13 protein-coding genes and 1 tRNA gene are annotated in these 12,517 nt (G+C 58.5%); 12 read left to right on the forward strand and 2 right to left on the reverse strand.

All coding sequences use genetic code 11. The features are described 5' to 3' along the window. Positions 1 to 4 precede the first annotated feature (4 nt). From nqrM to EKL15_RS07270, 3 genes are all read left to right on the forward strand, one after another. Positions 5 to 232, forward strand: a complete 228-nt coding sequence (gene nqrM / locus EKL15_RS07260) for a (Na+)-NQR maturation NqrM (RefSeq protein ID WP_004930244.1) — start codon at positions 5 to 7, stop codon at positions 230 to 232. A 421-nt stretch (positions 233 to 653) separates the two neighbouring features. Then, positions 654 to 1,187: a hypothetical protein gene (locus EKL15_RS07265; protein WP_060425298.1), complete on the forward strand. Its 534-nt coding sequence runs from the start codon at positions 654 to 656 to the stop codon at positions 1,185 to 1,187. 4 nt (positions 1,188 to 1,191) lie between these two features. Then, complete coding sequence (locus tag EKL15_RS07270; protein WP_102984210.1) at positions 1,192 to 1,611, forward strand: putative T6SS immunity periplasmic lipoprotein; 420 nt, start codon at positions 1,192 to 1,194, stop codon at positions 1,609 to 1,611. Between the two features lie 66 nt (positions 1,612 to 1,677). On the opposite strand, the gene EKL15_RS07275 is transcribed toward EKL15_RS07270, so the two are convergent. Then, positions 1,678 to 2,571 (reverse strand): glycerophosphodiester phosphodiesterase family protein, encoded by an 894-nt coding sequence (locus tag EKL15_RS07275; protein ID WP_142109315.1) that lies wholly within the window; start codon positions 2,569 to 2,571, stop codon positions 1,678 to 1,680. Between the two features lie 183 nt (positions 2,572 to 2,754). Between EKL15_RS07275 and dinB the strand changes: the two genes are divergently transcribed. After that, positions 2,755 to 3,816 (forward strand): DNA polymerase IV, encoded by a 1,062-nt coding sequence (dinB, locus tag EKL15_RS07280; RefSeq protein WP_033637213.1) that lies wholly within the window; start codon positions 2,755 to 2,757, stop codon positions 3,814 to 3,816. A 42-nt stretch (positions 3,817 to 3,858) separates the two neighbouring features. Here the strand turns inward: dinB and pepD are convergent, their stop codons facing one another. Continuing rightward, positions 3,859 to 5,319, reverse strand: a complete 1,461-nt coding sequence (pepD, locus tag EKL15_RS07285) for a beta-Ala-His dipeptidase (RefSeq protein ID WP_060425301.1) — start codon at positions 5,317 to 5,319, stop codon at positions 3,859 to 3,861. Between the two features lie 338 nt (positions 5,320 to 5,657). Here pepD and gpt point away from each other — a divergent pair, with 338 nt between their 5' ends. The 8 genes from gpt to EKL15_RS07325 all read left to right on the forward strand — a co-directional run bounded on the left by gpt (position 5,658) and on the right by EKL15_RS07325 (position 12,507). Beyond that, positions 5,658 to 6,116: a xanthine phosphoribosyltransferase gene (gene gpt / locus EKL15_RS07290; RefSeq protein WP_025301674.1), complete on the forward strand. Its 459-nt coding sequence runs from the start codon at positions 5,658 to 5,660 to the stop codon at positions 6,114 to 6,116. 141 nt (positions 6,117 to 6,257) lie between these two features. Beyond that, positions 6,258 to 7,505, forward strand: coding sequence for an esterase FrsA (frsA, locus tag EKL15_RS07295; protein WP_021504999.1), 1,248 nt, complete (start codon positions 6,258 to 6,260; stop codon positions 7,503 to 7,505). A gap of 60 nt (positions 7,506 to 7,565) precedes the next feature. Further along, on the forward strand, positions 7,566 to 7,967 hold the full coding sequence (gene crl, locus EKL15_RS07300; protein WP_033641981.1) for a sigma factor-binding protein Crl: 402 nt from the start codon (positions 7,566 to 7,568) through the stop codon (positions 7,965 to 7,967). A gap of 114 nt (positions 7,968 to 8,081) precedes the next feature. After that, positions 8,082 to 9,185, forward strand: coding sequence for a glutamate 5-kinase (gene proB / locus EKL15_RS07305; protein ID WP_015376738.1), 1,104 nt, complete (start codon positions 8,082 to 8,084; stop codon positions 9,183 to 9,185). Between the two features lie 9 nt (positions 9,186 to 9,194). After that, the gene (gene proA / locus EKL15_RS07310; RefSeq protein WP_060440625.1) at positions 9,195 to 10,448 is read left to right on the forward strand and encodes a glutamate-5-semialdehyde dehydrogenase; all 1,254 of its coding nucleotides are present in this window, start codon (positions 9,195 to 9,197) and stop codon (positions 10,446 to 10,448) included. A 187-nt stretch (positions 10,449 to 10,635) separates the two neighbouring features. Then, positions 10,636 to 10,711 (forward strand) — tRNA-Thr (locus tag EKL15_RS07315). A 196-nt stretch (positions 10,712 to 10,907) separates the two neighbouring features. Beyond that, on the forward strand, positions 10,908 to 11,126 hold the full coding sequence (locus tag EKL15_RS07320) for a TM2 domain-containing protein (RefSeq protein WP_015376761.1): 219 nt from the start codon (positions 10,908 to 10,910) through the stop codon (positions 11,124 to 11,126). Positions 11,127 to 11,934: 808 nt separating this feature from the next. Continuing rightward, a complete protein-coding gene (locus tag EKL15_RS07325) occupies positions 11,935 to 12,507 on the forward strand; it encodes a hypothetical protein (protein WP_147824191.1) in 573 nt (190 codons plus the stop codon). Positions 12,508 to 12,517 lie beyond the last annotated feature (10 nt).

The raw sequence follows: 12,517 nt of genomic DNA on the forward strand, positions 1-12,517 counted from the left end.
TGCTATGCTGACGGTATTCGCCGCCACCTTCGTGTTGTTCCTGCTGATCGTCGGCGGGATGTCGCTGGGCTACGTGTTCAAACGCAAAAGCCTGCAGGGCAGCTGCGGCGGCATCACCGCATTGGGGATGGAGAAAGTCTGCGACTGCCCGGAACCTTGCGATGCGCGCAAAAAGCGCGAAGCCAAAGCGGCGCAGCGGCGCGAGCAGCTGGACAAGCACCGCATTCTGTAGCTGTAGCGAAAACCCGGCCAAGGCCGGGTTTTTTATTTGGGGGATGTATTTGATTTTGAATAGGCCAGGTTGCTGAGTATACCACCCACGAAACAGCACAACATCCGGCCAACAATCCAGTCTGAGAGAAAGGGAAAAGCCAGGAGCATGAGACTGATACCTATTATCTTATCGCACCGGAAATAATTGCTGCTATCCGTTTCATATCACCTGCCAGAACCAGACTTCTTTTGATTCAAAGAAATCGCTAAAACGCCCATCGTAATCTTTAATCTTGCTCAGGATTAAATCGTAAGGTTGATACATCTCTCATTGTAGAATCATTCGGATCTTCCTGATAATTCTCAGCAGGTTAGTCTATTGACTCGGTTGGTTAAAATATCGTCTTATTAGGTTTCTTTTGGATTCAGGGAGTTCCAGGATGGGACAACAACAAGAAAGGATAAAACGGGCGTTAACGGTGGGTGAAATTAATTTGGCCCGTTCGGTGTTTGGCCGTTCAGTTTTCTATGAGAAGGTGTATGTCCACTGCGATAGCTATCTGCCGTTTGGATTGCAAGCCAGCAGAACGGCCATGGCGCCCAACGGAGAAATCTGGTTTAGACAAGCTTTGTATAAGGCTGATTTTTCCACGGCCGCCGCAGGTTTCCAGCATGTATTTATCCACGAAATGAGCCATGTCTGGCAGCATCAAAAAGGCATGTGGGTGAGAACCCGAGGGCTATTGAGTTGGGCTGCTGAATACAAATATCGACTCGATGGTAAACAGCTGTTGCATAACTACTCTATGGAACAGCAGGCTTCAATCATCGCTGATTATTGGTTCCTGAAGAAGTATGGTTACACTATCTGGCTGGGTGCGATTAACAATGGCGTGAATTTTCAGGGTGTAACGGATAAAACGATCGCCAGAAAATACGAATATGCGCTTTCTCAGTTTTTTAAGCAGAGGTAACAGGATGAACCGCATTATTTTGGCTGGAACGCTGACTTTGCTGCTCGCCGGCTGTATGCACATGAACGATCCGAGGCCAAAGAACTACGCGGCCAGCGTCACTGTCGTTGATAACCACGTTTGCGTGCGGGTTCAACCGGAAGGGGACGAGCGGTTGGCCGGCGTCATTATCGAAGAAATCGGCAACGCCAACGCTATCTTCGGCAAGAATTTCGCGGATAACGAGATGCCTGCGGTCACCGCGGCTACGTGTATTTCTGACGATAACTATAAATTCGAGGGCGGGAGGTCTTACGGGGTTTCGGTAACGCTGTTGTCGCGGGATAAACGAAGTAAAGGTATTGAGCCTGCTGCCCGGCTATTTGGGGCGGGGTTTAGCGTACGCAATGAAAATGGCATCATCCAGGTGGTTCCTGCTCACTAACGGATGTTGAAAGCCGGGGGGCATAAGGTGGGTTTGTCGAACCGCCTTATGCCCTTGGCCGATGATTTATTTCGCCTTGCGGAAGCTTTTCGCCTCGGCCGGTGAGTTGACCATCACGCCGTCGGCGCCCAGCGCCAGCGCCTGCTGATACTCCTGCGGCGAGTTGACGCCGAACAGGATGATATGCGCCGGGCCCTGAGAGCGGAAGCAGTCCATCGACTCTTTATCCCAGGTCAGAAACGCCTTCGAACGCCCTTCGCCGAGGGTATATTTCTCCACCACTTCCACCTCGCGCTTCAGCTCCAGCCCGTACCAGCGCGGCTGCCGGTTATCCGGTTTGACGTCGCACTGGTGCGCCATGGTGACGTTGGCCAGCAGCGTGCGGGTCTCGTCGCGGCTTTCGAAGCGCGGGATGGCCGGCGGCAGCGCCTGCAGGTATTTGGCGTCGGTGGAGTAGACGCGGATGCGGTTCAGGCTGTCGGTGCTCTCCAGCGTCGCCAGCAGCGCCTGGCCAAACTGCGCCGGATCGGCGTCCGGGGATTTGATGTCCAGATAGAAGGTGACGTGCGGAAACGCTTTAAGCACGTCGTCCAGCCGCGGAATGCCGATGCCCTGGCCGCGGAACGGGTGCGCATCTCCCCTGGCGAAGGCCCAGCCGGCGTCGGTCTCGGCCAGCTGCGCGGCGGTATAGGCAGAGACCGGGCCCTGCCGGTTGGTCAACGCTTTCAGATCCGAAGGGCGATACAGCACGATGACGCCGTCTTTGGATGCTTGCAGGGTGATCCAGATGGCGTCGGCGCCGTTTTTCAGCGCGGTTTCGATGGCGATGCGGGTGTTCTCCGGCGCATCGGCGGTGCCGCCGCGGTGGGCGACGATCGCCGGCGCGTGACCGGCAGCGCTGGCCGCCAGCGCGCTCAGCGACAGCGCGGAAGCCAGCAGCAAATAAGAAAATCTGATCATGTAGGGTACCTTGTCGTTATCGTTGTGGTGAGCCGCACGGGATGGCGGAAATCATACTATTGAAAAATTAAGCTTTTTTAACAACGCGGAAATATCTGGCGGAAACGGTGCTTTCGTCGAATCCTGCGGCCTTGAGCTTTCGGTATCTGACTGTATACTTATACAGTGTTACTGGAGGGTGCGATGCGTAAAATCATTCATGTCGATATGGACTGCTTCTTCGCGGCGGTGGAAATGCGCGACGATCCCAGCCTGCGCGATATCCCGCTGGCGATTGGCGGCAGCGCCGATCGCCGCGGGGTGATCAGCACCGCCAACTACCCGGCGCGGCGCTACGGCGTACACAGCGCCATGTCCACGGCAATGGCGCTCAAGCTGTGCCCGCACCTCACCCTGTTGCCGGGGCGCATGGCGGCCTACAAAGAGGCCTCGCTGCATATCCGCGAAATCTTCGCCCGGTATACTCCGCTGATCGAGCCGCTGTCGCTCGATGAAGCCTACCTCGACGTGACCGACAGCCCGCAATGCAATGGCTCGGCAACGCTGATCGCCCAGGAGATCCGCCAGGCGATCGCCGACGAACTGAACCTCACCGCCTCGGCCGGCGTTGCGCCGATCAAGTTTCTCGCCAAAATCGCCTCCGAGATGAACAAGCCGAACGGGCAATACGTGATCACGCCGGCGCAGGTACCGGCGTTTTTGCAGCAGCTGCCGCTCAGCAAGATCCCCGGCGTCGGCAAGGTGACCGCCAAGCGGCTGGAAGAGGTGGGGCTTATCACCTGCGCCGACGTGCAGCAATACGATTTGGCGCAGCTGCTCAAGCGCTTCGGCAAGTTCGGCCGGGTGCTGTGGGAGCGGTGCCAGGGCATCGATCGGCGCGAAATCTCGTCGGAGCGGCTGCGCAAATCGGTAGGGGTGGAGCGCACGCTGGCGGAAGACATTCACGACTGGGAAGATTGCGAAACACTGATTATCGACAAACTCTATCCCGAGCTGGAGATGCGACTGCGCAAGGTGAAGCCGGATCTGCACATCGCCCGGCAGGGCGTGAAGCTGAAGTTTCAGGATTTTCAGCAAACCACCCAGGAGCACGTGTTCCCGGTGCTGAACCGGCAGGATTTGCTGGAGGTGGCGCGGCAGGCGTGGCGCGAGCGGCGCGAAGGGCGCGGCGTGCGGCTGGTGGGGCTGCATGTGACGCTGCTCGATCCGCAGCTGGAGCGGCAGCTGGCGCTGCCTTGGGAATAAAAAAGCCGGCAAGTCGCCGGCTTTTTGCGTTAAGCGCGCAGCTTACGCGCGCTCAGGGATCGCTTTCAGCAGCGAGGTCAGCAGCTTCCAGTACAGACCGACGCTTTCGATATGCACCTGTTCATCCGGCGAGTGCGGGCCGGTGATGGTTGGCCCGATCGATACCATGTCCATGTTTGGATACGGCTTTTTGAACAGACCGCATTCCAGACCGGCGTGGATCACCATGATGTTCGGCGTCTTGTTGAACAGCTCCTGATACAGCTCGCGCACCAGGTGCATCACCGGCGAGTCGGCGTCCGGCTGCCAGCCCGGGTAGCCGCCCTTCGGCGCCACCTTGGCACCGGCCAGCTGGCCCAACGCGGTCAGCATCTCGACCACATAGTCTTTGCCGCTGTCGATCAGGGAGCGGATCAGGCAGATGATTTCCGCTTCGTTTTCGCTGGTGGTGACCACGCCGACGTTCAGTGAGGTTTCCACCACGCCTTTTACCGCGTCGCTCATGCGGATCACGCCGTTCGGCGTGCCGTTCAGCAGCGCCAGGAAGCGCTGCTGGCTGTCGGCGCTCAGCGCCTGCGAAGCGCTGGTGGTCGGCTCCAACAGTACGGTGATGTTCTTCTCTTTGGCGGAGAGTTCGTTCTGCAGCACCGCCAGGAACTCCTGGCTCAGGGCTTTCAGCGCGTCGGCCTTGTCCGCCGGCACCGCAACCACCGCGGAGGCTTCACGCGGGATGGCGTTGCGCAGGGTGCCGCCGTTCAGATCCAGCACGCGCAGGTTCAGCGCCGCCGCATGGGCGAACAGGAAGCGCGCCAGCAGCTTGTTGGCGTTGCCCAGCCCGACGTGGATCTCGGCGCCGGAGTGGCCGCCTTTCAGGCCCTTGAGCGTCAGCTTCAGGGTTTGGTAACCGGCCGGTACCGCTTCGCGCTGCAGCGGCAGGGTAGTGATGAAGTCGATACCGCCGGCGCAACCCATATAGATTTCGCCTTCCTCTTCGGAATCGGTATTGATCAGGATGTCCGCCTGCAGCCAGTTCGGCTGCAGCCCGAAGGCGCCGTCCATACCCGCTTCTTCGGTCATGGTCAGCAGCACTTCCAGCGGGCCGTGCTCTACGCTGTCGTCGGCCAGCACCGCCAGGGCGGAGGCCATGCCGATGCCGTTGTCGGCGCCCAGCGTGGTGCCGCGCGCTTTCACCCACTCGCCGGCGATATAAGGCTGGATCGGATCCTTGGCAAAGTCGTGCACGGTGTCGTTATTCTTTTGCGGCACCATGTCCAGGTGCGCCTGCAGCGCGACCGGCTTGCGGTTTTCCATGCCTTTGGTGGCCGGCTTGCGCAGCAGGATATTGCCGACCCGATCGCGCTCTGCGTGCAGGTTCTTTTCTTTGGCCCAGGTGAGGATGTGCTGCGCCAGCGCTTCTTCATGATAAGAAGGGTGTGGGATAGAACAGATCTTGGCGAAAATATCCCACAGCGGCTGTGGCGAAAGCTGAGACAATTCAGACACTATAAGTCTCCTGTGACGGCAGGCTCCGACAGGACGGGCGTGCCGCGCGGTTAAGGTGAGTGGGCATCTGTGCGTCGTGGCACGATCATCAGAGAATATCACTTTATTTCCGGCGGTGCGCGCCCCGTATTGTGCGGTTTAAGCGCTTGATCACACGGCTTCGCTGCGGGAACGTTCGTTTTTTCAGCATCAATCACCGGAAAGCCGCGCGGCGGAAATCGCGAGGTTTTCCTCGGTACAGCTGGAATTCAATGCGGCCAGTCTCTATAATCTCGCGCAACCTTTTTTCCCCTGAACTATAAAATAAGCCGCTTCACCGCCGGCTGGGACACGATTCTATGAGCGAAAAATACGTTGTTACCTGGGATATGCTGCAAATGCACGCACGCAAGCTGGCGCACCGCCTGCTGCCTGCCGACAAATGGACTGGCATCATTGCCGTAAGCCGCGGCGGTCTGGTACCGGCGGGCCTGCTGGCGCGCGAACTGGGCATCCGCTATGTGGATACCGTCTGCATTTCCAGCTATGACCATGACAACCAACGCGAAATGAAAGTGCTCAAGCGCGCCGAAGGCGACGGTGAAGGCTTCATCGTGGTGGATGATCTGGTGGATACCGGCGGCACCGCGAAAGCGATCCGCGACATGTACCCGAAAGCGCATTTCGTCACCATCTTCGCCAAACCGGCGGGCCGTCCGCTGGTGGACGACTACGAGGTCGACATCCCGCAGGATACCTGGATCGAACAGCCGTGGGACATGGGCGTCAGCTTCGTTCCCCCTATCGGCGGCCGCTAAGCCCAGCCAGTTCTAAGTCAACGCCCGGTTATGCCGGGCGTTTGCGTTATCTTGGTTTATCCCGCCAGAGTTAGGTACACTACCTCCAGTTAAGTAGGCCTTTTGCGGCCTATCGCCAGATTTACGGAGGCTGTTGTTACCATGGCACAGGCCAACCTTTCTGAAATTCTTTTCAAGCCTAAATTCAAACACCCTGAAACCTCGACGCTGGTGCTGCGCGCGCGCAACAAAGTGAGCGCCGCCATGCATTCCGCGTTGGAAGGCGACACCACCGGCAGCTGGTACCGCATGCTGAATCCGCTGCTGTGGGCCTGGCGCGGCGTCAGCCCGATCGAAATCCACGAAGTGCTGGCGCGCATCGCCGCCTCGGACGCCGAGCGCAGCAATCCGCAGCGGCTGGATACCGTGGTGGGCTACCGCAACGGCAACTGGATCTACGAGTGGATCCATCAGGGCATGCAGTGGCAGCAGCGGGCGACGGAGCAGCAGGATCCGCTGCTCGGCGGCGAATACTGGCTGAAGGCCGCGAGCCTGTACAGCATCGCCGGTTACCCGCACCTGAAGGGCGACGAGCTGGCCGAACAGGCGGAGATGCTCGCCAACCGCGCTTACGAAGAGGCGGCGCTGCTGCTGCCGTATCAGCTGAAAGAGCTGGAGTTTCGCATCGAGGGCGGCGGCAGCGTCACCGGTTTCCTGCACATGCCGGAGAAGGGCGAAGCGCCGTTCCCGACGGTGCTGATGTGCGGCAGCCTCGACACGCTGCAGACCGACTACCACCGCCTGTTCCGCGATTACCTGGCGCCGCACGGCATCGCCATGCTGACGCTCGACATGCCGTCGATCGGCTCCTCCTGCAAATGGAAGCTGACGCAGGACTCCAGCTACCTGCACCAACAGGTGCTGATCCAGCTGGCCTCGGTGCCGTGGGTGGACCATCAGCGGGTGAGCGCCTTTGGCTTCCGCTTCGGCGCCAACGTGGCGGTGCGATTGGCCTACCTGGAGCCGCAGCGGCTGCGCGGCGTGGCCTGCCTGGGGCCGGTGGTGCATCGCCTGCTGTGTGACAGCAGCACCCAGCTGAACGTGCCGGACATGTATATGGACGTGCTGGCTAGCCGCATGGGCATGGCTAACGCCTCGGACAACGTGCTGAAGGTGGAGCTGAACAGCTACTCGCTGAAAATGCAGGGGCTGCTGGGGCGCCGCTGCCCGACGCCGATGATCTCCGGCTACTGGGAGCGCGATACGCTCAGCCCAAAAGAAGAGTCGCAGCTGATCGTCACCTCCTCGGTGAGCGGCAAGCTGGTCGCCATCCCGCGCACCCCGGTTTACGACAGCTTCCACCGGGCGTTGCTGCAGATGTCCGGTTGGCTGAGGGACAAAATGCGTTAATTAGTTGCTAAATTTTAACAGTTTGTTAAAAAGAGTGGTCTACATTGAGGAGGTTAGAGAATGACGTTACCGAGTGGTCACCCTAAAAGCCGACTAATGAAACGTTTTGCCAGCTTGGGGCCGTACCTGCGTGAAGGGCAATGTGAAAACGACCGTTTTTTCTTTGATTGTTTGGCCGTCTGCGTCAATGTAAAGCCCGCTCCGGAGAAGCGCGAGTTCTGGGGCTGGTGGATGGAGCTGCAGGCGGAAGAGGCGCGCTTCACCTATTCGTACCAGTTCGGCCTGTTCGACAAGGAAGGCGACTGGACGGCGCAAAACATTAAGGATGATGAAGTGAGCGCCAAGTTGGAAGACACCCTGCGCGACTTCCATCGCCGCCTGGGCGAGCTGCTGGCGACCATGGAACTGGGGCTGGAACCCGCCGACGATTTCAAAGAAAAACTGATCAAACTCTCCGCCTGACCCCGTTTGACCACGTATTGTGCTGATTTCGCGTTGTGCCTGTTGGCATAACGCGTCTCTCCTGTTACAAAGACCTTTGCACTCTTCTTCTCAATTACACACGGCAGAAATACTATGAACGGCAGCCAGACATTGGTTGTGAAATTGGGCACCAGCGTGTTGACCGGCGGATCGCTGCGTCTGAACCGCGCCCACATCGTCGAATTGGTGCGCCAGTGCGCGCAGCAACACGCCGCGGGCCACCGCATCGTCATCGTCACCTCCGGCGCCATCGCCGCCGGGCGCGAACACCTGGGCTACCCCGAGCTGCCCGCCACTATCGCTTCCAAGCAGCTGCTGGCGGCGGTGGGGCAGAGCCGGCTGATCCAGCTGTGGGAACAGCTGTTCTCCATTTACGGCATCCACGTCGGGCAGATGCTGCTGACGCGCGCCGATCTGGAAGACCGCGAGCGCTTCCTCAACGCGCGCGACACCATGACGGCGCTGCTGGACAACCGCATCGTGCCGGTAATCAATGAGAACGACGCCGTCGCTACCGCCGAAATCAAGGTGGGCGACAACGATAACCTGTCGGCGCTGGCGGCCATCTTGGCCGGGGCCGACAAACTGTTGCTGCTGACCGATCAGCAGGGCCTCTACACCGCCGATCCGCGTAACAACCCCCAGGCTGAACTGATCCGTGAAGTGCACGGCATCGACGACGCGCTGCGCGCCATCGCCGGCGACAGCGTCTCCGGCCTGGGCACCGGCGGCATGGGCACCAAGCTGCAGGCGGCCGACGTGGCCTGCCGCGCCGGCATCGACGTGGTGATCGCCGCGGGCAGCAAGCCGGGCGTGGTGGCGGACGTGATCGAAGGCAAACCGGTGGGCACCCGTTTCCACGCGCTGGAAACCCCGCTGGAAAACCGCAAGCGTTGGATCTTCGGCGCGCCGCCGGCCGGTGAGATCACCGTCGACGATGGCGCGGTGGAAGCAATGATGGCGCGCGGCAGCTCGCTGTTGCCGAAGGGCATTCGCGAAGTGAAGGGCGACTTCTCGCGCGGCGAAGTGATCCGCATCCGCAACCTGGCGGGGCGCGATCTGGCGCACGGCGTCAGCCGCTACAACAGCGACGCGATGCGCATGATCGCCGGGCACCACTCGCAGGAAATCAGCGAGATCCTCGGTTATGAATACGGTCCGGTGGCAGTGCACCGCGACGATATGATTGTCAGTTAAGGAGTGAGCATGCTGGAGCAGATGGGGAAGGCCGCCAAGCAGGCCTCCTGGCAGCTGGCGGTGCTGAGCACGGCGAAGAAGAATCAGGTGCTGTCGGTGATGGCCGACAGGCTGGAAGCCAGCAGCGAAGCGATCCTGCTGGCGAACGAACAAGACATGGCGCAAGCGCGCGCCACCGGCATGAGCGAAGCGCTGCTCGATCGCCTGCTGTTGACGCCGGCGCGGCTGGCGGCGATCGCCAACGACGTGCGCCAGGTGTGCCGCCTGAACGATCCGGTCGGCCACGTGCTGGACGGCAACCTGCTGGACAGCGGGCTGAAGCTGGAGCGCCGCCGGGTGCCGCTCGGCGTGATCGGCGTGATTTACGAGGCGCGGCCGAACGTCACCATCGACGTCGCCAGCCTGTGCCTGAAAACCGGCAACGCGGTGATCCTGCGCGGCGGTAAAGAGACGCACAATACCAACCAGGCGACGGTGAAAGTGATCCAGCAGGCGCTGGAACAGTGCGGCCTGCCGGCGGCGGCGGTGCAGGCGATCGACAGTCCGGATCGTGCGCTGGTGAACGAACTGCTGCGCCTGGATCGCTATGTCGACATGCTGATCCCGCGCGGCGGCGCCGGCCTGCACAAGCTGTGCCGCGAGCAATCGACCATCCCGGTAATCACCGGCGGCATCGGCGTGTGCCATACCTACGTGGATGCCGACGTCGATTTCGACAAGGCGCTGACGGTGATTGAAAACGCCAAGATCCAGCGCCCGAGCGCCTGTAACTCGCTGGAGACGCTGCTGGTGAACCGCAGCATCGCCACCGAGTTCCTGCCGGCGCTGAGCGCCAAAATGGCGGCGGCGGGCGTGACGCTGCACGCGGCGGAAAACGCGCTGCCGCTGCTGCAGGGCGGCCCGGCGACGGTGGTGCCGGTGAACGCGGAAGATTACGACGACGAATGGCTGTCGCTGGATCTGAACGTGCTGCTGGTGGACGATATCGATCAGGCCATCGACCACATCCGCACCCACGGCACCAACCACTCCGACGCGATCCTCACCCGCTCGCTGAGCAGCGCCGAGCACTTCGTGCGCGCGGTGGACTCCTCGGCGGTGTACGTCAACGCCAGCACCCGTTTCACCGACGGCGGCCAGTTCGGCCTGGGCGCGGAAGTGGCGGTAAGCACCCAGAAACTGCACGCCCGCGGCCCGATGGGCCTGGACGCGCTGACCACCTACAAGTGGATCGGCTACGGCGACGATCTGGTGCGCAGCTAAGGCCGGATTGCGGTAGTAAATACGTCAGGGCGCAGCGTGCTGCGTCCTGATTTTTTTGGAAGGGCCAACGCGCGGCAGTGTGGCTGCTTGCAAAACAACCAAACGCCCCGGCGGCTATTGACTCATTTCGTGCACAGGTCTACCTTGTTCAACGCACTTCCGGCTTGCCCCGCAGGCCCGGCTCGATGCCGATATAGCTCAGTTGGTAGAGCAGCGCATTCGTAATGCGAAGGTCGTAGGTTCGACTCCTATTATCGGCACCACCTCTCCTTCAGATTCCCTTTGCTTACCTTTTCGCCGGTTAAACAACCGTTTAATCATCCGCTGTTATAATTACCCCTGTTGAGTCTTGATGGATGAATGTTTTTCTCCTCAAGCATTGTGATGCGGCGCTCTGTGGAGCGGCATCCGTTTTTTGGACATGCCGGTGGTTCGGTGAGAAGTTAGGAGAAGTGCACTATGAGCAGAAAAGACAAGCTCGCGGCGGCCCTGCTGGCCATCTTCCTGGGTGGGTTGGGCATTCACAAGTTTTACTTAGGCATGAAGTGGTGGGGGCTGTTCTACCTGCTGTTCTGCTGGACGGGGATCCCGGCGATTGTCGGCTTTATCGAAGGCATTATTTATTTGTTCCAATCGGAAGAGAAGTTCAACCAGAAATACAACCCTGGTCTGATTTAACGCGTTTTCTGGCGGCGCTTCCTGTTAAGGGGAGCGCCGCTTTTCATTCCGCTACTGTTTTTTCATCATCATCTTGCCGCGCATCTCTTTGCTCATCATTTTATTCGAGCTGGAGATTACGCAGTTATATTGCTTGCCTTGGTTGATGATCATAAAGGTGCTGACCGGATTTGCCACAGGGGCAGTGGGTTGAAGAGCAGGACTTATCGGACATTATCTGTTCAGAATCCTGAGTGAAGCATAGGAAATCATAGCGCGCTCGCTGACGGAATACATTAGAGAGCGGCCACAACAGGTTACTTCGGAACAAGTCTAAGCGGTCATTTTAAGTGGGCAAAAATAGACTGGCCAATGTATATCTCAGGTTGCCATTTTTAGCGGTATTGTTATTGTCATTTTAAAAATTGATACAGTTTGCATGATGTCTTCCTGATTTCATGGCCTATAAGGCATAGGTCTAGTATGCAGATGTGTGGCATATGGAGTATATAACCGCTATGCCATTTTCGTTCTTTTTCTCATCAGATGCGAAAACAGACATACTCGGATCAAATATCCTATGCATAAAGGGTGTACTGGATAACGTCAGTATTGCTACCCTGTCATTTTTAACCGGGCGTCGCCGGAGTGCAGTCAGCCCTGCGAATGATGATCTAGTAATGAAAAACTTAAAATTTTCTAACAATTTCTCCTTGAAACCTCACGTTGTGTGGGTTAATAATTAGTCGCTTTACATAACTTTACACGCTGTGGTTTCATCATCAAAAGGAGTTGTTTATGAAAGTTATTGATCCATCTATGCTCTACCATGTTTCTGGTGCAGGAAATTTTGGGGATAACCGTGATGGTGGCGGCCGAGTCAACAACAATGGTGGCAGCAATCGTGGTCACGATTCTGGGCGTGATGCAGCCCAAGCGGCAGCTGCGGCGACCGGAGGCGTTATCGGAGGGATGCTCACTGGACCGGGGGCACCATTGGGCGCTATTGTGGGTACCGTTGTCGGTGGTGTTCTTGGCGGAGCCGGTTTTGATGCCGCATGGAATGCCACTCACAGCAACAACGGTGGTAACGACCGTGGTGCCTTTGGCGGTGACAGCAACAAAAACAGTGTTAATGGACAGTGCCACTGGTAATGCGGTGATGGCCGGGGATATCTCCCGGCCACTCGAAGGAGGAGCTCATTTCGCTATGAAGAAATTTATCCGAGTTTTTTTTCTTTTTCTATTTTGTCTTACCGTGGTCAATGTTATTCAAAGCGCTGAACTTAAAGGGCTTTTAGTGATAAAAAACCTGTGCTACTCTGTCGTTATAGCGCTAGGCTATGTCTTTGTGACCAGTGAATGGTGGAAAAAAAATGTGCTGAAACTCAGGAAAGACTGATGGGTGGAGG

The sequence above is a fragment of the Serratia sp. 4542 genome, assembly GCF_016805595.1.
Taxonomy (GTDB): Bacteria; Pseudomonadota; Gammaproteobacteria; order Enterobacterales; family Enterobacteriaceae; genus Serratia; species Serratia nevei.

Coding starts and splice junctions, on each gene's coding strand:
- nqrM (WP_004930244.1), top strand. CDS start 5: ATGCTGACGGTATTCGCCGCCACCTTCGTGTTGTTCCTGCTGATCGTC.
- EKL15_RS07265 (WP_060425298.1), top strand. CDS start 654: ATGGGACAACAACAAGAAAGGATAAAACGGGCGTTAACGGTGGGTGAA.
- EKL15_RS07270 (WP_102984210.1), top strand. CDS start 1,192: ATGAACCGCATTATTTTGGCTGGAACGCTGACTTTGCTGCTCGCCGGC.
- EKL15_RS07275 (WP_142109315.1), bottom strand. CDS start 2,571: ATGATCAGATTTTCTTATTTGCTGCTGGCTTCCGCGCTGTCGCTGAGC.
- dinB (WP_033637213.1), top strand. CDS start 2,755: ATGCGTAAAATCATTCATGTCGATATGGACTGCTTCTTCGCGGCGGTG.
- gpt (WP_025301674.1), top strand. CDS start 5,658: ATGAGCGAAAAATACGTTGTTACCTGGGATATGCTGCAAATGCACGCA.
- frsA (WP_021504999.1), top strand. CDS start 6,258: ATGGCACAGGCCAACCTTTCTGAAATTCTTTTCAAGCCTAAATTCAAA.
- crl (WP_033641981.1), top strand. CDS start 7,566: ATGACGTTACCGAGTGGTCACCCTAAAAGCCGACTAATGAAACGTTTT.
- proB (WP_015376738.1), top strand. CDS start 8,082: ATGAACGGCAGCCAGACATTGGTTGTGAAATTGGGCACCAGCGTGTTG.
- proA (WP_060440625.1), top strand. CDS start 9,195: ATGCTGGAGCAGATGGGGAAGGCCGCCAAGCAGGCCTCCTGGCAGCTG.
- EKL15_RS07320 (WP_015376761.1), top strand. CDS start 10,908: ATGAGCAGAAAAGACAAGCTCGCGGCGGCCCTGCTGGCCATCTTCCTG.
- EKL15_RS07325 (WP_147824191.1), top strand. CDS start 11,935: ATGTTTCTGGTGCAGGAAATTTTGGGGATAACCGTGATGGTGGCGGCC.